At 63.8% G+C, this 21,957-nt stretch carries 17 protein-coding genes and 1 riboswitch; of the genes, 5 read left to right on the top strand and 12 right to left on the bottom strand.

Annotation, left to right across the window (positions count from 1 at the left end; genetic code table 11):
• Positions 1-15 precede the first annotated feature (15 nt).
• The 10 genes from ACZYGA_RS08635 to ACZYGA_RS08590 form a co-directional block, all read right to left on the bottom strand.
• Positions 16-726, bottom strand: a complete 711-nt coding sequence (locus ACZYGA_RS08635) for an urea amidolyase associated protein UAAP2 (protein ID WP_279875360.1) — start codon at positions 724-726, stop codon at positions 16-18.
• Positions 727-802: 76 nt separating this feature from the next.
• Positions 803-1,603 (bottom strand): urea amidolyase associated protein UAAP1, encoded by an 801-nt coding sequence (locus ACZYGA_RS08630; RefSeq protein WP_479398884.1) that lies wholly within the window; start codon positions 1,601-1,603, stop codon positions 803-805.
• Positions 1,587-2,468, bottom strand: a complete 882-nt coding sequence (locus tag ACZYGA_RS08625; protein ID WP_479398883.1) for an ABC transporter ATP-binding protein — start codon at positions 2,466-2,468, stop codon at positions 1,587-1,589. Before ACZYGA_RS08625 ends, ACZYGA_RS08630 begins: the two co-directional genes overlap by 17 nt.
• A complete protein-coding gene (locus ACZYGA_RS08620; protein ID WP_077371317.1) occupies positions 2,465-3,289 on the bottom strand; it encodes an ABC transporter permease in 825 nt (274 codons plus the stop codon). The genes ACZYGA_RS08625 and ACZYGA_RS08620 overlap by 4 nt, the downstream gene beginning before the upstream one ends.
• A gap of 109 nt (positions 3,290-3,398) precedes the next feature.
• Entirely contained in the window at positions 3,399-4,556 is a 1,158-nt protein-coding gene (locus ACZYGA_RS08615; protein ID WP_479398881.1) for a putative urea ABC transporter substrate-binding protein, read from the bottom strand.
• 53 nt (positions 4,557-4,609) lie between these two features.
• Positions 4,610-4,718: riboswitch (guanidine-I (ykkC/yxkD leader) on the bottom strand.
• 395 nt (positions 4,719-5,113) lie between these two features.
• Entirely contained in the window at positions 5,114-5,938 is an 825-nt protein-coding gene (locus tag ACZYGA_RS08610; RefSeq protein WP_479398880.1) for an ABC transporter ATP-binding protein, read from the bottom strand.
• Entirely contained in the window at positions 5,935-7,092 is a 1,158-nt protein-coding gene (locus tag ACZYGA_RS08605) for a FecCD family ABC transporter permease (RefSeq protein ID WP_479398878.1), read from the bottom strand. The genes ACZYGA_RS08610 and ACZYGA_RS08605 overlap by 4 nt, the downstream gene beginning before the upstream one ends.
• Positions 7,089-8,141 (bottom strand): FecCD family ABC transporter permease, encoded by a 1,053-nt coding sequence (locus ACZYGA_RS08600; RefSeq protein ID WP_479398876.1) that lies wholly within the window; start codon positions 8,139-8,141, stop codon positions 7,089-7,091. The genes ACZYGA_RS08605 and ACZYGA_RS08600 overlap by 4 nt, the downstream gene beginning before the upstream one ends.
• On the bottom strand, positions 8,101-9,165 hold the full coding sequence (locus ACZYGA_RS08595) for an iron-siderophore ABC transporter substrate-binding protein (protein WP_479398874.1): 1,065 nt from the start codon (positions 9,163-9,165) through the stop codon (positions 8,101-8,103). The genes ACZYGA_RS08600 and ACZYGA_RS08595 overlap by 41 nt, the downstream gene beginning before the upstream one ends.
• Positions 9,166-9,294: 129 nt before the next feature.
• Positions 9,295-11,487, bottom strand: coding sequence for a TonB-dependent siderophore receptor (locus ACZYGA_RS08590; RefSeq protein WP_479398872.1), 2,193 nt, complete (start codon positions 11,485-11,487; stop codon positions 9,295-9,297).
• A gap of 584 nt (positions 11,488-12,071) precedes the next feature.
• Here ACZYGA_RS08590 and ACZYGA_RS08585 point away from each other — a divergent pair.
• The 5 genes from ACZYGA_RS08585 (at position 12,072) to cydC (ending at position 19,834) form a co-directional block, all read left to right on the top strand.
• The gene (locus ACZYGA_RS08585; RefSeq protein ID WP_479398871.1) at positions 12,072-13,355 is read left to right on the top strand and encodes a pyridoxal phosphate-dependent aminotransferase; all 1,284 of its coding nucleotides are present in this window, start codon (positions 12,072-12,074) and stop codon (positions 13,353-13,355) included.
• A gap of 626 nt (positions 13,356-13,981) precedes the next feature.
• Complete coding sequence (locus tag ACZYGA_RS08580) at positions 13,982-15,388, top strand: cytochrome ubiquinol oxidase subunit I (RefSeq protein ID WP_479398869.1); 1,407 nt, start codon at positions 13,982-13,984, stop codon at positions 15,386-15,388.
• A 4-nt stretch (positions 15,389-15,392) separates the two neighbouring features.
• The gene (gene cydB / locus ACZYGA_RS08575) at positions 15,393-16,391 is read left to right on the top strand and encodes a cytochrome d ubiquinol oxidase subunit II (RefSeq protein WP_077375744.1); all 999 of its coding nucleotides are present in this window, start codon (positions 15,393-15,395) and stop codon (positions 16,389-16,391) included.
• Positions 16,384-18,138 (top strand): thiol reductant ABC exporter subunit CydD, encoded by a 1,755-nt coding sequence (cydD, locus tag ACZYGA_RS08570; protein WP_479398907.1) that lies wholly within the window; start codon positions 16,384-16,386, stop codon positions 18,136-18,138. Before cydB ends, cydD begins: the two co-directional genes overlap by 8 nt.
• Positions 18,119-19,834, top strand: a complete 1,716-nt coding sequence (gene cydC / locus ACZYGA_RS08565) for a thiol reductant ABC exporter subunit CydC (protein WP_404627391.1) — start codon at positions 18,119-18,121, stop codon at positions 19,832-19,834. Before cydD ends, cydC begins: the two co-directional genes overlap by 20 nt.
• A gap of 122 nt (positions 19,835-19,956) precedes the next feature.
• Here the strand turns inward: cydC and dkgB are convergent, their stop codons facing one another.
• Positions 19,957-20,763, bottom strand: coding sequence for a 2,5-didehydrogluconate reductase DkgB (dkgB, locus tag ACZYGA_RS08560; RefSeq protein WP_213114452.1), 807 nt, complete (start codon positions 20,761-20,763; stop codon positions 19,957-19,959).
• A gap of 164 nt (positions 20,764-20,927) precedes the next feature.
• The gene (locus tag ACZYGA_RS08555) at positions 20,928-21,938 is read right to left on the bottom strand and encodes an alcohol dehydrogenase catalytic domain-containing protein (protein WP_479398867.1); all 1,011 of its coding nucleotides are present in this window, start codon (positions 21,936-21,938) and stop codon (positions 20,928-20,930) included.
• Positions 21,939-21,957 lie beyond the last annotated feature (19 nt).

Genomic DNA, 21,957 nt, shown 5'->3' with positions numbered 1-21,957 from the left:
ACTCAGCTCGGCGGTTCAGCTCAGCGGCGAGTCGCTGATGCGGATGGCGACCGGTGTCGGGTCGTAGCCGTTGCAAGGGTTGTTGAGCTGCGGGCAGTTGGAGAGCAGCACGTAGACGTCACGCTCGGCGACCATCTCGACGTACTTGCCCGGGGCGGACAGGCCGTCCTCGAAGCTCAGGCCGCCATCGGCGGTGACCGGCACGTTCATGAAGAAGTTGATGTTGTGGCCGATGTCGCGCTTGGTCAGGTCGTATTTCGGGTAGCGGGCGATGGCCAGCATCCAGTTGTCACGACAGGAGTGCATGTGACGCTTTTCCAGGTCGTAACGCACGGTGTTGGACTCGCTGGAACAGGCACCACCCAGGGTGTCGTGACGGCCACAGGTATCGCCGGTGATGGTCAGCAGCGCACGGCCCCGAGTGGAATAGAGCACGCTGCCGGTGGTCAGGTAGACCTTGCCCTGTTCGCGTACGGTGTCCATCGCGCTGTAGCGCTCGGCGGTGTCGTCGGCCGAGAAGAACAGGGTGTCGGCGGCCTGATTGCCGTGCAGGTCAGTGATGCGCAGGTGCTGACCGGCGCGCACCAGCCCGATGAAGTGATCGCCAGCCTCGACGGTGCGCTCAAGCTCGCGCGGCTGCTGTGCGGGGTCTGCGTAGCTCAGCGGGGCGTCATCCGTCGTGGCCGGGGTATGGGCATGGGGGTGTTCAAGCGTCGAGGTGCACATGGGATTGTCCTTTGTCCTTGTCATCTGGGGCTTTCTCGCCCGTTGCCGTGGCGTTCGTCTGCTGTCGGGGGACGCCTCAGCCCGCCAAGTGATAGAGCTGATTGTTGGCGTAGGCGCGGGCATTCTCGGGGCGCGACAGATAGCAGGCGTCGTGCTCGTCCATCGGTGTCGCGGTGCCGAAGGTCATGTCCACGCCGCGCAGCGGATATTCCTCGGCGGGGTCCAACGGATGCGGACAGGTGTGCAGCAGGACGAGGGTGTCCATCTCGAAGCGCAGGGTGACGCTGTCGCCGGCGGCGCAGTGGTCGGTGACGTAGTGCAGGTTGGCGTCTTCATCGGCGCGCACGCGGGAGAACAGGTTGAGGTTGGCGCACAGGTCGCGCTCGCTCAGGCCGTACTTGGCCATCTCGATCAGCAGGCTGTCGTGACCGGTGGGCGTGAAGTCATTGAAGGCCTGCTGGTAAGCCTTCTTGTGCCAGCCCTTGGCGGCGAAGTGCTGCTCCATCAGGTTGCCGCTGGCGCTGTCATGCCAGCCGAGATCATCCTGGATGATGGAGGCGAAGATGCGGCCCATGTCGGAATACAGGCAGTGCCCTTCGGTGAGGCGAAAGGTGTGCTGACCCTTGAGGGTATCCGGCAGATTGAGGCGCTCAAGCAGATCCAGCGGGTTGTACATCACCAGGCCGACATTGGCGTTGGCCTCACGGGCGGTCAGCTTGAGCGCGCTGCCACGCGGCATGCGCATCGACCAGTGATGGCCGCCGGGCAGATGGGTCTGATACTTCGCGGTGAAGCTGGCGCGGGCGCTTGAGTCGGGGTTGGGGTTGGAATTGGCGCTGGCGCTGGCGGTGGTTGCGGCATCAAGCGGTATGTTCATTGATTTGGCCTCCGGTGAGAGTGGCTTGGGAAACGGAGTGGGCTGGCGTCGTCAGCGTTTCGTGCTCGGGCGTCGGTTGGTCAGCGCCCGCTTGGACAGAGCTCGTTTGGACAGAGCCCGGCTGCTGAGACGACGCCTTGGCCTTGCTGCGCTCTGTGGTCAGGTCGTAGGTAATGGTCGAGCCATAGGCCTGCGGGGCCTGCGGGTCGACACGCACCTTGTCGAACACCCAGACGCGCGAGCCCAGCTCGAACGCTTCCTTGAGGTCGTGGGTGATCATGAAGATGGTCAGCTGCTGTTCTTCCCACAGACGCAGGATGAGCTGGTGCATGTCCTTGCGGATGCCCGGGTCCAGTGCGCCGAAGGGCTCATCCAGCAAGAGGATGCGCGGCTTCATCATCAGCGCCTGGGCGATGGCGAGGCGCTGCTGCATGCCGCCGGACAGCTCATGCGGGTACTTGTCCAGCGCGTGGGACAGGCCGACTTCTTCCAGGCGTTTCTCGGCGGCGACCCGTGCCTCGCGACGCTTGGCCCCGAACAGCTTGCCGGTCAGCGGGGCGCGCGCCAGCTCCTCGGCCATGATCACGTTGCCCAGCACCGTGAGGTGCGGGAAGACGGAATACTTCTGGAAGACGATGCCGCGGTCCGGCCCCGGCTCGCCGGGGATGGGCTTGCCGTCCAGCAGCAGCTCACCGCGCGAGACGCCCTCGGTGCCCAGCAGCAGCTTGAGGAAGGTGGTCTTGCCGCAGCCTGAGGCGCCGACCAGGGTGATGAATTCCCCGGCCTCGACGGTCAGGTTCATGCGTTCCAGCACGACCTGCTGGCCGTAGTGCTTCTCGAGGCCCTTGGCGTGGATCAGGCTCATGATTGGCTTTCCTCAGCGTGGTACCAGGGGAAGGCGCGGGTCGAGACGAGCACCAGCAGACGGTCGAGCAGAAAGGCCAGCAGCGTGATCCAGGCCACGTAGGGCAGGATGACGTCCATCGCCAGATAGCGGCGCACCAGGAAGATGCGATAGCCGAGGCCGTCCTGGGCGGCGATGGCTTCAGCGGCGATCAGGAACAGCCAGGCGCTGCCGAGTGCCAGGCGCGTGGCGCTCAGAAGGCGCGGGGTCAGCTGGGGCAGCAGTACGCGGGTCAGCACCTGCCAGGAGCTGGCGCCCAGCGTCTGGGCCTTGATCAGCTGCTCATCGGGCAGGCGCAGGGCCTGATTCTGCAGGTCGCGAATCAGGAAGGGCGTGATGCCGATGACGATCAGCGCGATCTTGGCCAGCTCACCCGTCCCGAAGGCGATGAACAGGATCGGCAGGATCGCCATCGGCGGAATCAGGGACAGCACGGTGATCAGCGGGGACAGCTTGGCGCGCAGCAGCGGCAGGCCGCCGGTGAGCAGGCCGACGCTCAGGCCGATCAGCGCACTGATCAGCACGCCGGCCAGCAGGCGTTCGAGGCTGGCGAAGGTGTCGGTCCACAGCGGCAGATCGCCGGTGCGCACGTTGACCTCGGTGGCCAGCTTGGCGAAGGACTCGCCCATGGACGCGAAGGACGGCAGCAGACGGTCGTTGGGGTTGTCGAGCAGTCGCTGGTTGGACTGCACGATGTAGAGGATGGCCAGCAGCGCGAAGGGCAGGCCACCGAGCAGCCAGCGGCCACCACGGGAGGGTGTCAGATTGATCAGGCGTTTCATGCGCGGGCTCCACGGGTGCGAACGAGAGGTGCGGTCGAGGGAGGCGGTCGGTTCACCAGCCACAGAGACAGCTTTCCTGCGGCTGGTGTGCGGCATCCACCGCGTGGCGTTACTGGCTGTCGGCCAGTGCGGCGGTATAGCTCGGGTCGAAGCGCAGCATCACGTTGCCTTCATCGCCGACGCCGCCGGCAGGCGTTTCGATGCCGATGAAGCCGGCATCCGGTGCGCCTTCGCCCAGCAGCCCCTGCGCGAAGCTGAAGTCGGCGATGTGCTGCATGGTGTCCTTGAGGCTCGGCGCATTGAAGGCGGCCACGGCCTCGGCGGGGGTGTAGTACATGTGGGTCGCGGCCAGCTGGGCCTGATAGCCGGCGAGGTCGGTGCCGGCGGCATCGGCCATCTGGGAGAGCGCGGCTTCGTCGCCAGCCTTCATCTTCTCCATCACCTCATACCAGGCGCCGACCAGCGCGTGGCCGAAGTCCGGGTTGTCCTTCAGGGTCTGGGTATTGACGACCATCAGGTCGAGAATCTCGCCGGGGATGTCACTGGAGTTGAAGACTTCGGTGTAGCCGGGCATGTCCTTGAGCGTGGCCAGCTGGGGGTTCCAGGTCACCACCGCCTGGGTATCGGTGTTGCTGGCCAGCGCCACGATGTCGGCATCGCCGGTATTGGTGGTGGTGAGGTCGCGCTCGCTCATGCCGACGCTGTCCAGCGCGCGTGCCAACAGGTAGTGGGAGACACTGAACTGCACCAGATTGACCTCACGGTCCTTCAGGGACTCGATGGAATCGCCGTCGCGGACCATCACGCCGTCATTGCCATCGGAGTAGTCACCCAGAATCAGCGCGGTGGAATCGACACTGCTGGCGGCGGGGAGGGTGAGGGCATCCATGTTGGTCATGGCGCAGCCATCGACATTGCCGGAGGTGTACTGATTGATGGACTCGACGTAATCGTTGACCTGCACCACATCGATATTGATGTCGTACTTCTTGGCCCACTTGTCGACGATGCCTTGGGTGTCCGCGTATTCCCACGGCATCCAGCCGGCATACACCGACCAGCACACGCTGAAGGAATCCTGTGCCATGGCCTGCGGGCTCAGCGAGGCGCCAAGCAGCAGGGCGCCGGCCAGCGCGGCACGTCGGGAGGTCTTGCTGGATACGGCGGATACCGCCGGGGAGTCAGATGCGACAGCAGCGGATGGCGCCTGAGCGCAGGCATCCGAGAGGGAAGTCGTAGACGGGGAAAGGCGAGTGGGCTGGGTCATTGTCGTTATCTCCGGCGGAAAAAGTGAGAGGCGCCGACCTTTTCAGGCGTTGCGTCTCCCGGGCTTTTGTCCCGCCGTGTAACCCCCAGCTTGGAGGTCGAGTGCTCTCGGACCAGTCGTGACGGCCATCAGCCAATCACCGGAACCCTAGCGCTCCATTGGTGTAGATTTTCGATTGTTGTATGCCTATCGGTGCCTCGGTGAATGTCTAGCAGGAAGTGTGCCGGAGAGATTTTTTCCATATAAAACAATGGGATGTAAGATTTCACGCAACACGTATATGCATATCGAAATCGTACGCTGCACCAATTTGATGAATTTTACCGTCGCTTGCACCTTAGTGTATTAAGTTGAGATTGAGTTTTATTCAGTGGGAGATCGGGGAGAAAATCCAGAGATCTTTTATGCTTGGTTTCATAGAATAAGTTTTGCACTCATTGCTATGAATCCAGTGTTAACAAGCGGTATATGGTGGCCCCTTGTTCAATGATGCCGATTCTGATGTCTTACACGGACTGAATTGAATTGATGGAGCCTTGGACTATCCAGCAGCGTGATCAGCTCGACACGGCTTCGTTCCTTGCAGCTTTCATCCCATGACGCCCGACGGGCACCATCATCGGCTTGCCGGTAACGGGGTCCGGGGTGATGTGGCTTTCCAGCCCGAACACCTCCTTGATCATGTCGCGTGTGAGTACCTGCTCGGGCGGGCCACTGGCATGAATATGGCCATCTGACATGGCGATCAGCACATCCGCGTAACGTGCGGCTAGGTTCAGTTCATGCAGCACCATCACGATGGTGGTGCCGCGAGCGTGGTTGAGGTCTGTCAGCAGGTCGAGCACTTCCACCTGATGATTGATGTCGAGGAAGGTGGTGGGCTCATCCAGCAGCAGAATGTCCGTCTGCTGGGCGAGCGCCATGGCAATCCAGACACGCTGACGCTGGCCGCCGGAGAGTTCATCCACCGCTCGTTCGGCGAGTGCGGCGGTGTCGGTGGCGTTGAGGGCTGCCAGTACCGCGGTGTCATCGTCACGCGTCCAGCGCTGGAACAGTCCTTGATGCGGATGCCGCCCTCGGCTGACAAGATCCAGCACCGTGATGCCTTCCGGGGCGATCGGTGACTGTGACAGCAGCCCCAGCTGGCGGGCCAGTTGACGTGCCTGCAGGCGGTGGATTGACCTGCCATCCAGCAGCACCTCGCCTCGCGAGGGAGGCAGCAGGCGCGAGAGCGTGCGCAGCAGGGTGGATTTGCCGCAGGCATTGGCGCCGACGATCACGGTGATCTCGCCCGAAGCAATGTCGAGGTCTATCGACTCGAGCACCGGCCGCTCGGCATAGCCTGCCGTCAGGCCATTCACGCACAGGGAAGGGTGGGTCATGAGGAAACGACTCGCTGAGATGACGGGTGGTGAGGATCGGAGGAGGAAGATGGCGGCGTCGGCTGCCTGCTGCGTCGTTGTCTGCGCCCTGAGGGCCCCGGCCCTTGATGTTCTCGCATCAGCAGCAACAGCAGCACCGGTGCGCCCAGCACGCCTGTCACCACGCCCACCGGATAGCGCGCAGGCAGCAGGAACTGGCCGATGAAGTCCGCGACCAGCATCAACAATGCCCCGATCAGGGCGGCTGGGATCATCATGGAGCCGCGCCGCCGGAACAAGCGCGTCGCGATGGGCCCGCTGACGAAGGCGACGAAGGCCACCGGGCCGACCACCGCCGTGGCGCAGGCAACCAGCCCGACCGCCGAGAGAATGATGATGAAGCGCGTGAGCGAGAGCCGCACGCCGAGGCCGCTGGCCATGTCATCGCCCATGCGCATGACGTCCAGATGCCGACCCATCATCAGCAGCAAGCTGCCCAGCAGGCCCAGCGCCAAGGCAAGTGGTGGTAGCTGATTCAGGGTGATGCTGTTGAGGCTGCCGGTCATCCAGCGCAGCGCTTCCTGCAATGACCAGCTGGGCGCCTGCGTCAGCAGATAGGCGGTGATGCTCTGCAGCATGGCGCCCAGTCCGATACCGACCAGAATCAGCCGTGCCCCGGCCACTCCCTTGCGCCAGGAGAGGGTGTAGATCAGCAGCGCCACGCCAAGCGAGGCGGCAATCGCCAGCAATGACACCAGTGTGCCGCTCAGCGACAGCATCACGATGGCGAATACCGCCGCCGTGCTGGCACCGGCACTGATGCCGATGATGTCCGGACTGGCCAGCGGATTGCGCAGCATGGCCTGGAAGGCGGCGCCGCCCAGTCCGAAGCAGCAGCCCGCGACAACCGCGACCAGCGCACGCGGCAGGCGCAGCTCGGTGATGATGAAGCTGGCCCCCGGCACGTTTTCGCCTAGCAGTACCTGAAGCACCGTGAGTGGGGGAATGAAGCGCTGTCCCTGCATCAGGACAAGGCTGAAGACGGCGAGCACCACGGCCAGCAATCCCCAGAGCGTGAGGCGGCGCTGGCGCATTCGGGCACGCCGCAGGCGCGTCAGGGTGGCACGCGAGGTGGGATGCGTCGCAGACGAGGCGTCTGGCTGGAGAAGGCTCACAGTGATTTCACTTTGTGGCGACGGACGATCCAGATGAAGAACGGTGCGCCGACCAGCGCCGTCATGATGCCCACGTCCAGTTCGGCGGGGCGTGCGATCAGACGTCCGAGAATGTCCGCCGAGGTCAGCAGCAGGGCACCGGCCAGCGCCGAGAGCGGCAGAATCCAGCGGTAATCGCTGCCCACCATCAGGCGACAGACATGCGGCACCACCAGCCCGACGAAGGCGATGGGGCCACACACCGCGGTGATGCCACCACATAGCAGAATCGCGCCCAGTGCCGTCATCACCCGCGCCCGCGCCACGCGTTCGCCCAGCCCGCTGGCCATGTCATCGCCGAGCGCCAGCAGGTTGAGTCGGCGCGCCGAGAGCCCGCAGATCAGCAGGCCGCTGAGCAGGAAGGGCAGCGCCGGAGTGATCTGTGCCCAGGTCGCGCCGCCGACACCGCCGATCAACCAGGACTGGATCAGCCCGCCGATGTCGGCGCGCGGCAGGATGATGGCCGTGCTCAGCGAGCTCAGCGCCGCGGAGATGACGGCCCCGGAGAGTGCCAGGCGCAGCGGGGTCGCCCCGCCACGCCCGAGACTGGCGATCAGATAGACCACCACGGCGCTCAGTCCCGCCCCGAGAATGGCCAGCCACAGATAGTCGTTGGCCTGCTGGATGCCGAACCAGGCGATGCCGATCACCACGGCGAGCGCCGCCCCGGCATTGACGCCGAGCAGCCCCGGGTCTGCCAGCGGGTTGCGGGTCAGGCCCTGCATCACGGCGCCCGACACGCCCAGCGCCGCCCCGGCCAGCATGGCCAGCAGGGTGCGCGGCAGGCGGCTGGCCACGGCGGCCTCGGCCATCGAATCCAGCGAACCGTCCAGCAGCCCCGTGATGTCGGCCCAGTGGGTCACCCGCGCACCGAAGGCCACCGACAGGGCGAGGCTTGCACACAGCGCCAGCCACAGCAGCAGGGTGCCCAGCCAGCGCCGCTGACGGCTGGCCGAAGGCGGCGTGAGATCACTCGCCCTTGCGGGCGGCGACGGACAGCTGGTCAACATAGTCGTCGAGTACCCAGGGAATCGAGAGAGGTGTGGGGTTGGCGGCAGTGCCCATCGGGCCGTTTTCCAGCAGCACCACGGCGTCCTGCTGGATGGCGGGCAGGCGGGAGGTCAGCAGATGCTCGTTGAGGCGGTCGATCAGCGGCTGGCCACCGTAGGTCAGCACGATATCGACATCGGCCAGCTCATCGAGGCGCTCGGCGCTGATCTGACCGGCAAAGCGACCCTCGACGGCGGTCTCGCTGACGAATGGCGGCGAGACCATGCCCAGCTCGTGGAAGAAGCGCACTCGGGCATCGTTGTCGTTGTAGAAGGCGATGCGGCTCAGATTGGTGGGGTCGATGTGGCTGATCACGATGATCGACTTGCCCTGGATCTCGGGATGATCCGCGATGTTCTCGGCGATCCGGGCCTCGAGACGCTCGATCAGCGCCTCACCCTCGGTGGCCATGCCCATGCCGGCACTGTCGTGGCGGATCATGTCGCGCCAGCTGGAGGACCAGCGCGGCCCCGGACGTGCCACCACCGGCGCGATCTTGCTCAGTGTCTGATAGTCGGCTTCGCTCATGCCGGAATAGGCCGCCAGGATGACGTCCGGCTGGCTGGCGGCCACCGCTTCGAAATCGATGCCATCGCCCTCGTCGAACAGCGTGTACTCGCCGGCGTCAAGCTCCTCCAGGCGCGCCTTGACCCACGGCATCATGCCGTCATCGTCGTCATCCCCGAAGGCCTGGCGCGGAAAGCCCACCGGTACTATGCCGAGTGCCAGCGGCACCTCATGATTGGCCCAGGCGACGGTGGCGATGCGCTGCGGCTTTTCCTCGATGACCGTCGTGCCGAAGGCGTGCTGGAGGGTGATCGGGTAGTGCTGGGCATGCCCTGTCGCTGCCGAGGCGTCAGACGCGGATACCGTGGAGGGGGTGTCAGCGTGAGATGTCGCTGATGCCAGTGCCTGGGCGGCAGGCACGAGACTGGCGGCCATGATGGCCAGGCCAATGGCGCAGGAAAGTCGTGTGAGTCGCAAGGGAGAATCCTTTTTCAATCGGGTCGCGGATGACAGCCCCTGCACCTGAGGGGCTGTCCAGAGGAAAGGCTGTCCAGAGGAAAGGCTGGCCATCGGAAGGGCTGGCCATGAGAAATGACGCGCCTGTCCTCAGAAGTCGTAGGTCATGCTCAGCAGGGCACTGCGCGGCGCACCATAGAGGTACTGGCTGTAGAAGCCTTGCTGGGTGTAGTACTCCTCATCGAAGAGGTTGGAGACGTTGAGCTGGGTGCTGAAGTGGTCATTGATGCGATAGCGCGCCATGGCGTTGGCCAGGAAGACATCGCCCTGACCGACCTTGGCGGTGCCGGTCGGGGTATCGGCGTCACGATAGGTGTCGCCCTGCCAGGTGCCGCCGGCGCCCAGGGTCAGGTGTGACCAGTCACCGGGCAGCTGCCAGGTGGCGTAGACCTTGGCCTGCTGGCGTGGATAGCTGGTATTGAGCTGGGTGCCATCGGAATCCTCGGCATCCACCAGCGCGTAGCTGGCGGAGAGGTTGATGCCCGGGGCGACTTCACCGGCCACTTCCAGCTCGAACCCTTCCACCACCGCGCCGTCGGATTCGGTGTAGGCCTGATCGGTGGTGCCCGCGACATAGACGCCGGGGATCTCGACGGCCAGATTGTCCTGCTCGCTGCGGAAGACGGCGAAGGATACGTCAGCGCGATCATTGAACAGCTCGGCTTTCAGGCCCGCTTCATAGCTGGTGCCTTCCAGCGGATCGAGCAGGGCGCCATCGGGGGCGCGTTCACTCTGGGTGTTGAAGATCTGCGTGTAGCTCGTGTAGGCGGTGAGGTTGTCGGTGATGTCGACGATCAGGCCGGCATAGGGCGTGAACTCGTCGTTGTACTCATAGCTGCGCTCACCGCGGTAGTCCTGGTCGATCTCCCAATCCGTCAGGCGGGCACCGAGGATCAGATGCACGGGGTCTGCCAGCGAGAAACGCGTGACGGCGTAGAAGCCTTCCTGCCTGGTCTCGGTGTCATCGCTCAGGCCCCACTCGCCCCATTCGGGCTCGGCCAGCGCCGGGTCGTCACGATCGGTGAAGCTGCCCAGCGCCGGCACGCTGCTCGCCGGAGTGCGACTCCAGATCTCGTACTCTTCCTTCAGCTGCATATAGCCGAAGCCCAGCTGATGCTCGCGACCGAATAGCTCGAAGGGACCTTCGGCGCTCAGGTTGAGGTTCTTCTGGGTCCGGTCTCCGCGGTAGTCCAGCAGATAGGAGCCGGTGGGCACCTGGCGGTTGGTGTCGTAGTAGAGGATGCCGTTGTCACGGTCGACGTAACCGCCACGGTAGTTGTAGGTCAGCCCGTAATTGGCGTCGCCGTGGCTGTAGGCGGCGGTCGCCTTCCAGCCATTGGCGAAGTAGTGGGTCAGGTCCGCGAAGCCACGCGTGTTCTCGGTGAAGAAGTGGGCCCACTCGGTATTGTTGGCGACTGACTGATCGAAATCGGTCCGCGAGCCGTCGGTGTAGTAGAGCGGCACGCCCAGATAGGCGCCGTCCTGGTCGTAGCGCTGGTATTCGACGCCGACATTCAGTTCGGTATCCGGTGTCAGTTCCGCGGCGATCACGCCGTAGAGGGTCTCGCGGTCATTCTCCACGTCATCCATGAAGCTGTCGGAGCGGTCCTTGGCGGCCACGAAGCGCACGCCGACCTTGCCGGCATCATCCAGCGGCGTGCTGACATCCACCACACCACGGCGGCGGTCCCAGCTGCCCACGGCGCCCGTCACGCTGGCGGCGGCTTCCTCCAGCGGCTTCTTGCGTACGAAGTTGACGGTGGCGGAGGGGTCGCCCACCCCGGTCATCAGGCCGGTGGCCCCGCGAATCACCTCGACGCGATCATAGATGGCGGTGTCCCACTCGGCGTCACCGAAGGGCCAGAAGCTGCTGGTGTTGCTCTGCTGGCCATCGAACTGGAAATTGCGGATCGAGTAGCCACGCGACTGGAAGTTGGTGCGCGTGCCATCGAGACGATTGGAGGACACCCCCGGCAGGCGGTTGACGGCTTCCGTGGTGCTGGTGAGCGCCTCATCCTCCATCTGCTGGCGGGTCAGGAAGCTGATCGACTGCGGTGTCTCGCGCGGTGACAGCGTCAGGCCATTGGCGCGGGTGCTGGCGCCGACCGTGTAGTCACGGGTCAACTCGGTGGTGGAGGTCTGCGCTTCACCGACGATGGTCATGGCTTGCAGCTCACGCGTCTCGTCAGCCGACACCAGGCTGGGAGATGCAGCGCTAGCCAGCGCGATGGCGAGGGTCAGTCGTGACAGCGGCAGTGAAGATGGCGCGGATGGATGTGACACGTTGGCGTTCCCTGAGTGCTTTTATAAGAATGATTATTATTCACCGTGAGGGGCGGCCGATGTTTTGCGAAATGCCAGAAAACCTTTGCGCAGCGCCAGACTTTGCACGAATCGAGGAACTTTTCGCACGTCGATGCCCATGCTGCCGGCGTTGGTGAGAAGAATTGCTGAGTAGAACTGCTGAGAAGAACTGCTGAGAAGAACTGAAGGGAGGCATTGAAGAAAGGCACTGGAGAGAGGTGCTGGAGAGGTGCTGGAGAGGTGCTGGAGAGAGAGTGCTGGATAGGTACTGGAGAGAGGTGCTGGATAGGTACTGAAGAGAAGTGCGAGGGAAGGGCCGGCGAAAAGCGGCCGGCGAAAAGCGGCCGGCGAAAAGCGGCTCGCTGATAACGGGCAAAGGAAAAGGAAAAGGAAAAGGGGCAAGGGAAAGACATGCCCGCCGGCAGTGGCCCCTGGCGGCGTTGCGAGAAGCGGGGTATCGAGTTACGGCGGCGCAACCGCGTGATGGATTGTGAGGCTTACGAAAGTCTTATATGTTGGTTTTGCTCATAAAGTATCAATAAATATAACGACAAGGACATGACATGACTGACGTTTTAGAGGCGGTGGTAGCAGAGGCGGTTGGGCCAGAGCAGAGCCTTCATGAGCAAGGCATGACAGGGCAGGGCGCCGGCGAGACGGCGCGCAAGGCGCGGCCGGCGTCTCCCTCACGGCGCGGCTTTTTGGGCATGAGTGGCGCAGCGCTTGCCGGCGCGGCCCTCGGACAGTTCCTCCCCGGCATTCCGCAGGCCTTCGCCAAGGAGGCCCCCGCGACGGCGGCCACGCTCACGCCTTCCGCCAAGGCACCGGTGCGACTCAACTACAACGAGAATGCCCTCGGCATGGCCCCCTCGGCGCAGCGTGCGGCCTCGGCGTCCATCGCGCATTCCAATCGTTATCCCTTCGCCCACATGGGCAAGTTGCAGTCACTGGTGGCGACGCATCACAAGGTGACCCCTGAAAGCGTGCTGTTCACGCCGGGCTCATCCGATGCGATTCGGGCCAGTGTGCTGGCGCATGCGACCCCGGACACTCAGCTGGTCATCCCGGAACTCACCTACGGCGATGGTGCCTTGTACGCCGGCTTCTATGATCTGGCGATCAACAAGGTGCCATCCTCGCGTGAGGACTGGTCGTTCAAGCTCTCCGACATGCAGCAGGCCGTGGCGGACCACGCCGGCCCGTCCATCGTCTATCTGGTGAATCCCAACAACCCGACCTCGACCATCATCTCAAGCGATGCGCTCTACGCCTGGGTCAACGCCAGCCGCTCCGACACGTTGTTCATCATCGATGAGGCCTATGCCGAATTCGTCAATGACCCGGCCTTCCGCTCCGCGGACAGTCTGGTGGCGGGGGGCGCGAAGAACGTGCTGGTGCTCAAGACCTTCTCCAAGATCCACGCCATGGCGGGGCTGCGGGTCGGCTATGCGGTGGGCGATGCCGAGCGCCTCGAGCATGTCTCGCATTACGTGGAAGATGACGCCATGACATTGTCCTACCCCGGGGTCATGGCGGCGACGGCCTCGATGCAGTCACCGGAGTTTCTGGCCCACAGCAAGCAGAGCAACGACGAAGCGCGTGCCATTTTCACCGCGACGCTCGATGAGCTGGGCTGGGAGTATCTGCCCAGTCAGACCAACTTCGTCTTCCACCGCATTTCCAGGCCGCTCAAGGAATTCCAGGCGGACATGAAGGCGCGTCATGTGTTGATCGGCCGTGCCTTCCCGCCGGCAGACGGCTGGTGTCGCATGTCGCTGGGCACCCCGGCGGAAATGCACTACGTGTCAGCCGTGTTGCGCGAGATGAAGGCGAAAGGCGTGGTGTGATCCACATCGGCTCTTGCTGAAGCCAGCAGAAACCGGCATGCATCGAGACACCCCGGCAATCAGGTGTCTCGATGTGTTCGGTATGGTTCGCTCGGTTCTCGCGTGACCTGCTTCTCTGTTCTAAACCTCCTCATTATCTTGACCCCGTTTCTCTGTCGCAAGGCGCTTCGCCGTTATTCGCTCTTGCACTTGCTTTCACATCCCTGATTATTCCCACAACACCCCCACTTGCGCTGATTCAACTCAGTGCTTGATATGGATCAAGTCGTGAAGGCCTACAGGCGCTCATCATGGCGATGAGCGATCAAGGAGAGCTTGCCGCCTGATGCAATGTTCATGGTCAAATATTGCGAGAAGACCGTCTTGTTGAGTTTTTCTATATGGGGCATCGGGTCGCTGCGGCAATTTGTCCTGCGACAACATGCTATGCGACACCAATCTGCCAGACTTCTATACTTGGACTCATGACCTCGTGAGTGCCGGATCATTTCTCTTTCGATGTGGGATATCTCCGAGAGATCTTTCCGCCCTCGATGCGTCAACAACTTGAAACCGCTGTCGGCCAAGTTCCCGCCAGAAGGGACATGCCCAGCCATCCTGATGATCGTTATCGTGAGGAGTTGCCCATGGAACTGGATCCCGTGATCCTGTCGCGAATACAGTTCGGATTTGTCGTGTCATTCCACGCCGTCTTTCCGGTGTTCACCATCGGATTGGCTTCCTATGTCGCCTTGTTGCACGGTCTTTATTACAAGACCGGCAATGCTGCCTGGGACCGACTTGCCGCCTTCTGGGTGAAGGTGTTTGCCGTCGTGTTCGCCATGGGGGTGGTCTCGGGCATCGTGATGGCCTTCCAGTTCGGCACCAACTGGAGCAACTTCAGTTATGCCAGCTCCAACTTCATCGGGCCGATGCTCAGCTATGAGGTGGTGACGGCGTTCTTCCTTGAGGCAGGCTTCCTCGGCGTGCTGCTGTTCGGGCGTGGCAAGGTGCCGGAAGGGGTTCACCTGTTCGCGGCCCTGATGGTGGCGCTGGGCACCTTCATCTCCGCCTTCTGGATTCTCTCCACCAACAGCTGGATGCAGACACCTGCGGGAGTGGAGATGGTGGACGGCCACTTCTTCGTCAAGGATTGGGCCGCTGCCATCTTGAATGCCTCCCTGCCGTATCGCTTCGCCCACATGGCGATCGCCTCCTTTCTGACCGGTGGCTTCGTGGTGGCGGGGGTGAGTGCCTGGTATCTGCTGACCGGGCGCGATGTCGACGCCAACAAGCGTGCGCTGTCCATGTGCATGTGGCTGCTGCTGGTGCTGGCACCGGCGCAGGCGGTGGTGGGTGACATGCACGGCATCAACACGCTGGAGCATCAGCCGACCAAGGTCGCCGCGATGGAAGGCAACTGGGAGACCCAGTCGGGCGCGCCGCTCCTGCTGTTCGCCTGGCCGGACAAGGAGGCGCAGATGAACCACTTCGAGATCGCGATCCCGAAGCTGGCCAGTCTGATCCTGACCCACGACCCCGATGGCGTGGTGCCGGGGCTCAAGGAGGTCGCACCTGACAAGCAGCCGCCGGTGTGGTTCGTGTTCTGGTCGTTCCGCGTGATGGTGGCGATGGGGCTCTTGATGATCGCCGTGGCCTTCATCGGTGTCTTCCTGCGCCGCGATGGCAAGCTCTATCGCTCGCGTCCCTTCCTGCAGACGTTGCGTCTGATGTCCATCGCGCCGTTCTTCGCCGTGCTGGCGGGGTGGTTCGTGACCGAGGCCGGGCGTTCGCCGTGGCTGGTCTACGAGATGATGACCCAGCAGGAGGCCATCACGCCGTCACTCACCGGCTGGATGGTGCTTACCACGCTGATCGGCTATTTCCTGGTCTATCTGGTGGTCTTCGTGACCGGCAGTTACTACCTGACCCGCGTCATCCGTGGTGGCATGCAACCGGAACTGCCCCATGACGATGTCGAGACCGCGATGCGCCCGCTGTCCGCCGCGCACGAGAGTCTGGACGATGATGCCAGCCGCACGGTAAGGAGTTGAGCTGATGGAAATGATCAATCTGACAATGATCTGGGCGCTGATCATCGGCTTCGGCGTCATGATGTACATCCTGATGGATGGCTTCGATCTGGGGGTGGGCATCCTGTACCCCTTCGCACCCGATGAGCACGCCCGTGACGTGATGATGAACTCGGTCGCGCCTATCTGGGACGGCAACGAGACCTGGCTGGTGCTGGGCGGGGCCGGGCTGCTGGCGGCCTTCCCGGCGGTCTACACCATCCTGCTGCCGGCGCTGTATCTGGGGGTCTTCCTGATGCTGGCGGGGCTGATATTCCGGGGGATCGCCTTCGAGTTCCGCTTCAAGTCCTCGCGCAATCGTCACTGGTGGAACATCGCCTTCAGTGGCGGCTCCTTCCTGGCGACCTTCTGTCAGGGCGTGGTGGTCGGCGCCTACATCCAGGGCTTCGCCACCGAAGGGCATGTCTACGTGGGCGGCGCCTTCGACTGGCTGTCACCGTTCACCGTGATCACCGGACTTGCGCTGGTGGCGGGGTATGCGCTGCTGGGCGCCACCTGGACCATCATGAAGAGCGAGGGCGAGGTGCAGGAATGGGCCTATCGCATTACGCCGAAGCTGCTGATCGCTGTACTGGTGGGCTTCGCGGTCATCAGCCTCTACACCCCGTTCGTGGATGAGTATGTGCGGGAACGCTGGTTCGACCATCTGGGCGTGTTCTGGGTCTTCCCGGTGCTGGCGCTGTGCTGTGCGGCGCTGATCTGGCGGGCGGTCAACAAGCGTCAGGAAGGGCAGCCCTTCGTCGCGACGCTGGGACTGTTCCTGTTCACCTATCTGGGGCTGATCTTCAGCAAGTGGCCGTATCTGGTGCCGCCGGACATCACCCTGTGGGACGCGGCCTCCGCGCCGGAGTCGCAGCTGTTCCTGCTGCTGGGCGTGCTGTTCGTCATTCCGATGGTGCTGGGCTACACCGCATGGAGCTACTGGGTGTTCCGCGGCAAGGTACAGGGGGTCGGCTATCACTGAGTCACTCAAGGCCCCGGTCGGCAAGGCTGACCGGGGCACCCGTGAACGACGCCACGCAGGCAGATGGCTCCGACAGCAGGCGACGCGAGAGCGTCGCCTGCTTGGGTTTGCGGCCTTGTCCGGGGTCGTGGCGGGTATCCTGACGGTCGCCCAGCTGGTACTGACGGCCTGGGTGATCACCGAAGCCAACGAGCATCCCGAGTCATTGGGGGCGCTGTGGTGGCCCTTCATCGGCCTGCTGGGGTTGCTGGGCGCGCGGGTGCTGGCGAGTGGTGGTCAGGAGCTGCTGGCCCAGCGTGCCAGCCAGCGACTGCGACAGGCCATTCGTGGCGAGGTACTGACGGCACTCGAGACGCTGGGGCCGGTGCGTGCCGCCCAGTATCACAGCGCCGATCTCGCCCAGCGCTGGGTGGAGCAGGTGGAAGCCCTGGAAGGCTACTTCGCGCGCTTTCATGTGCAGATGCGTCTGGTGGTGATCACGCCGCTGCTGATTCTGGCCATCGTGGTCAGTCTGGACTGGCTGGCAGCCATCCTGCTGGCGCTGACCGCGCCACTGATACCGCTGTTCATGGCGCTGGTCGGCATGGGGGCCGAGTCGCTCAATCGTGACCAGTTCCAGGCTGTCGCGCGGCTGTCGCGCCACTTCGTGGATCGCGTGCGCGCCATCACCACCCTGCGCCTGTTCGGGCTGGGGGAGCTGGCGACCCGCGAGGTGACGCTGGTGGCCGATGACTACCGCAAGCGCAGCCTGCGCACCTTGCGGCTCGCCTTCCTGTCATCCGCGGTGCTGGAGTTCTTTGCCTCGGTGTCCATCGCCGTGGTCGCCATCTACATCGGCTTCGGCCTGCTTGGTGACATTCCCATCGGGCCAGCCGATGAGCTGACCCTCTTCAGCGCGCTGGTGATCCTGCTGCTGGCCCCCGAGTTCTTCCAGCCGCTGAGAACCCTGTCGCAGTTCTACCATGATCGCGCCTCGGCGCTGGCCGCCTCCGAGACTCTGATGGAGATTCTCGAGGCTGCCGACATGGCGCCGCCTCGCCACGCCGATACCCGCCCAGACGCGACGGGCGAGCTGATGTGTCTGACGGATGTCCGTCTGAGCCACCCCGAGCGCGGGCAGGTACTGGGCCCGTTGGATCTCGCGCTGAGGCAGGGCGAGGTGCTGGTCGTCAGCGGGGCCTCCGGGGCGGGCAAGTCGACGCTGCTTCAGGTGATGGCCGGATTCGTCGCCCCGGACAGCGGGCAGCGTCAGATAGCCCCCGCCACGCGTCTGGCCTGGATGGATCAACGTCCGCTGCTGATGCAGGGCAGTCTCGCCGACAATCTGCGTATCACCGCGCCGCAGGCCAGTGACGCCGAGATCATCACCGCGCTTGAGCGCGCAGGGCTCAAGGCCGAGCTTGCCGCTTTGCCGCAAGGCATCGCGACACCGCTCGGCGAAGGCGGGCGCGGGCTGTCCGGTGGGCAGGCACAGCGGCTGGCGCTGGCGCGGGTGTTTCTGAGCGATGCCTCGCTGGTGTTGCTCGATGAGCCCACCGCCAGTCTGGATGCCGAGACGGAACGTTATCTGATCGCGGGCTTCGAGTGGCTGAGTGCTCAAGGGCGGACCCTGGTGATCGCGACCCACCATCCGGCGCTGATCGCCATGGCGACGCGCCATCTGGTGCTGGAGGAGGGGCGAATCCTGCCAATGACAGCCACGGCGACGAGCCAACAGGAGGACGAGCGTGACGCATCCCGAGACTGACGGCGTGACCCTGCGCGAGGCGCTCACGCGTCTGGCCCCCTGGTGGCGCCTGCATGATCAATACCGTCGCCGTCTGATACTCGGCGTGGTGCTGATGATGCTGACGGCCTGTTCGGCGCTCGGCCTGCTGGCGGTTTCCGGCTGGTTCATCACCGCCTCCGCCCTGACGGGGGCTGCGCTGGCCGCCGGTGTGGGCATGACGCTGGATGTCTACACCCCGGGCAGCGGCATTCGGCTGTTCGCCGTCTCGCGCACCGTGTCGCGCTATCTGGAACGGCTCTACAACCACGACACCATCCTGCGTCTGCTGGCCAGCCTGCGCGGCTCTGCCTTCGCCGCACTGGTGACGATGGACCCCGCGCGGGTAGCGGTGCGGCGTTCCAGTGACTGGCTCAATCGCCTTACCGCGGATATCGACACCCTGGATGCGCTCTACCTGCGCCTGGCGGCTCCGCCACTGATGGCGCTGGGTCTGATCGCGGTGCTGGTGGCGCTGGTCGCTGTCTGGCTGCCGACAACGGCGGCGTGGCTGGCGGGGTTCCTGTTGCTGGGCTGGGCCTGGCTGACGCTGGGGCAGGCGCGCTGGGGGCTGGTGGCCAGTCGGCGGCGCGTCACGACATTGGAGTCGTTGCGCTCGGCGCTGATGGAGACGTTGCGTGGTCAGGCGGAGCTTGAGGCCTATGCGGCGCTGGGCAGTGCCCGTCAGCGCCTGGATGAGATCGAGACCTGCCTGTTGAGAGATCAGTGGCGACTGGCGGTGATCACGGCCATCGGCAATGGCCTGGCCAGTCTGGTGATCGGCCTGTCGTGGTTGCTGTTGCTGGCGGCCGCCATGCAGGGAATGACGGATGAGCGACTGACACCGGCGGTGATGGTCATGCTGCCGCTGGCGGCCATGGCCTTGAGTGAGGGGCTGGCGGGATTGCCGGCGGCCTTCACTCAGGCCGGTGCTACCCTGGGCGCTGCCGAGCGACTCAATGAGCTGTCCTCCGCCACGCGGCCGCTGGAAGGTCGGCAGACCCTGGCCAGCGGTGCCGTGCAGGTGCAGATCCAGCAGGTGTCGTGGCGCTATCCCGGCGCCTGGTTCGAGGCGCTTGACGAGATCACCCTCGAGATCACCCCCGGCACCCAGATGGCCATCTGCGGTGCTTCCGGCTCCGGCAAGTCCACGCTGGCGGCCTTGCTGACTGGCCAGACCCGGCTGCAGAGCGGCAGCATCACGCTCAACGGACAGCCCATCGACGCCTGCTCGCCCGAGTCACTGGCCCATGCCGTGGGATGCCTGACCCAACAGGTGGAATTGCTGGATGCCAGCCTTGCCGACAACCTGCGGCTGGGCGCGCGTCAGGCCAGTGATGAGGATGTCTGGCAGGCACTGGAGGCGGTGGATCTCGCCGAATGGGGGGCGCAACTGCCTCAGGGCCTCGCCACCCGAGTGGGTGAGGGCGGTCGGCAGGTCTCGGGCGGGCAGGCGCGGCGCCTGGGACTGGCGCGCCTGGTACTGACGGATCCGGGGCTGCTGATTCTGGATGAACCCTTCTCCGGGCTGGATGCGCGCACGGCACAGCGCATGGCACAGCGTTTGGAGGGCTGGTTCAAGGCGCGTACGGTGATCTATCTGCTGCATGAGCATGACCTGGCATCGCCGCGTCCCGGTACGCAGAGCATCACTCGGGTCTGGCGGCTAAAGGATTGAGCGATTGCCGGCCGCGGCGTCGAAGTCTGTCTGCCAGTATCCTTGGACAGCAACGCAAAAGGCCTCCCGAAGGAGGCCTTTTCATTTCTCTTACGTGGCATCGGGCACAGGCCTGAGGGTCATCAGTCCCAGTCAGGGGCGAAATCCGGGTTGGCGATGCGCTCACCGCGATCCAGCTCGGCGATCTTCGCCATGTCTTCACCGGTCAGTGACATGGAGAAGGCCTCGAAGTTGCTCTCGATGTTCTTCGCCTTGGTGGAGGACGGGAAGGTGACGATGTCCTGCATCTTTAGCCATGCCAGGGCGATCTGCGCCGGGCTTGCGTCATGACGTTCGGCGATGGCCTTGAGGGTGTCATCGTCCATCACCTTGCCGACTGCCAGTGGCATGAAAGCAGTGACTTCGATGCCCAGCTCGTGGCACTTGTCGATCACCTTGCGGTTTTGCAGAAACGGATGGACCTCGATCTGGTTGGTGAGCAGCTCATCACGCCCCACGATGCCCACAGCACGTTCCAGCTGTTCACAGGTGAAGTTGGACACCCCGATGTGGCGCGCCTTGCCCGCTGCCTTCAGCTTGGCCAGTACCGGCAGATAATCTTCCATCGGCACTTCATCATTCGGCGACGGCCAATGGATGAGCAGTAGGTCGACGTAGTCCATTTGGAGGCGCTCAAGACTTTCCTCGACGCTTTTCTCCATGTCACCCGGTACCAAACGGTCATGCCAGATCTTGGTGGTGATGAAGAGCTCTTCGCGCGGCACTTTACTGTCGGCGATGATCTGTCCGACTTCGGCTTCGTTGCCGTAAAACTGCGCGGTATCAAAGTGACGATAACCGATCTCAAGCGCGGTGTTCAGGCTGTCACGGAGCGTTTCGCCCTCGATACGGTAAGTCCCAAAGCCGGGATTTGGTAGGGTAGTCGACATTCTAGAACTCCTGTTAAGCGCGCCCGGTATTTAGTCGTGAATGATGGGCGCATATCCATTTTTGCCCTTCCTATATGAGGCTTGCATACTGCGACGTCAACCTTACGACTTTGCATTAGCTTTTTTACACTAACGTAACAGTCGCGTGGACTTTGCCATGCACCTTACTCGTTGGCGGTAATCACGAATTTCAGCGCTCGGCGCTCACCACGCTTCAGCTCGGCAAGGCAGGCTGGCAGCGCCGTAAATGATTCGATACAGGGCGCCGGCTGGTTCAGGGAGCCATCGGCGATCGCTTCCAGAAGACCTTCCCCTGCTGCGACCAGGCGTGCCCAGTCCTCGTCGTCACCCGCCCAGTGAAGTGCTCCGAGTGCGACTTCGTGCTGCGAAATGGCGCGATCGAAGGCCGGCGCGGCCGCCTGCTCCAGACGGTCCTGGATACAGACGATATGGCCGTTGGCCCCCAGGTGGCGGGTCATCTTGCGGGCGTGATCCCCATTGACGGTATCGATCACGGCGTAGACCGGGGCGTCCAGCTGCTCGGCGTCCGTCAGGGTCTCGACGGCGCCCAGCGTCTTGAGGTCCGCGTGGCGCTTCATGGAGGCGGCGGCGATGACATGGAAGTCGCGCTGTCGGGCCAGCTGGATCAGCCAGCGGCCCACGCTGCCGGAGGCACCAGTGATCAGCAGGCGTTGACCGGCCTTGATTGGCAGCTTCTCGATTGCGAGCCATGCGGTCAGCGCCGGGCAGGGGAAGGCGGCGGCGTCATTGAAGCCTAGGGTAACGGGTAGGCGCATCACGGCCCGCGCTGGGACCCGCAGACGCTTGCTGAAGGTACCCGGCCCCGCCAGGGTGGTGTGGACCGCGATGCGGTCTCCCGGGGAGACGTGGGTGACATTCGCGCCGCAGGCGATCACCTCACCCGAGGCATCGACCCCGGGAATCTGACCGGCTTGCCACAGCTCGCTGTCCATCGCCATGAACTTCCAGTCGACGGGATTGAGGCCGATGGCACGCGTGGCGACCAGTACCTCGTCATCTCCCGGTGCGCCGATGTCCACCTCTGTCTGCTCGAGCGCCTCAGGCTCTCCCGGCCCCTGCCATACCCAGGCGGGCGCTCGGGTGGTGCCGTGACGGATGTCTTGCGGGGTGGTGGTTTCCGTGGAATCTGACATGGGATCTCCTTCAAGCGTG

The organism is Cobetia sp. BL01, from assembly GCF_056493605.1.
This window is presented reverse-complemented; position numbering and strand designations above follow the sequence as displayed.

Excerpts from the sequence above, each read along its gene's own strand:
- ACZYGA_RS08635 (WP_279875360.1), bottom strand. The coding sequence starts at position 726 with ATGTGCACCTCGACGCTTGAACACCCCCATGCCCATACCCCGGCCACG.
- ACZYGA_RS08630 (WP_479398884.1), bottom strand. The coding sequence starts at position 1,603 with ATGAACATACCGCTTGATGCCGCAACCACCGCCAGCGCCAGCGCCAAT.
- ACZYGA_RS08625 (WP_479398883.1), bottom strand. The coding sequence starts at position 2,468 with ATGAGCCTGATCCACGCCAAGGGCCTCGAGAAGCACTACGGCCAGCAG.
- ACZYGA_RS08620 (WP_077371317.1), bottom strand. The coding sequence starts at position 3,289 with ATGAAACGCCTGATCAATCTGACACCCTCCCGTGGTGGCCGCTGGCTG.
- ACZYGA_RS08615 (WP_479398881.1), bottom strand. The coding sequence starts at position 4,556 with ATGACCCAGCCCACTCGCCTTTCCCCGTCTACGACTTCCCTCTCGGAT.
- ACZYGA_RS08610 (WP_479398880.1), bottom strand. The coding sequence starts at position 5,938 with ATGACCCACCCTTCCCTGTGCGTGAATGGCCTGACGGCAGGCTATGCC.
- ACZYGA_RS08600 (WP_479398876.1), bottom strand. The coding sequence starts at position 8,141 with ATGTTGACCAGCTGTCCGTCGCCGCCCGCAAGGGCGAGTGATCTCACG.
- ACZYGA_RS08585 (WP_479398871.1), top strand. The coding sequence starts at position 12,072 with ATGACTGACGTTTTAGAGGCGGTGGTAGCAGAGGCGGTTGGGCCAGAG.
- ACZYGA_RS08580 (WP_479398869.1), top strand. The coding sequence starts at position 13,982 with ATGGAACTGGATCCCGTGATCCTGTCGCGAATACAGTTCGGATTTGTC.
- cydB (WP_077375744.1), top strand. The coding sequence starts at position 15,393 with ATGGAAATGATCAATCTGACAATGATCTGGGCGCTGATCATCGGCTTC.
- dkgB (WP_213114452.1), bottom strand. The coding sequence starts at position 20,763 with ATGTCGACTACCCTACCAAATCCCGGCTTTGGGACTTACCGTATCGAG.
- ACZYGA_RS08555 (WP_479398867.1), bottom strand. The coding sequence starts at position 21,938 with ATGTCAGATTCCACGGAAACCACCACCCCGCAAGACATCCGTCACGGC.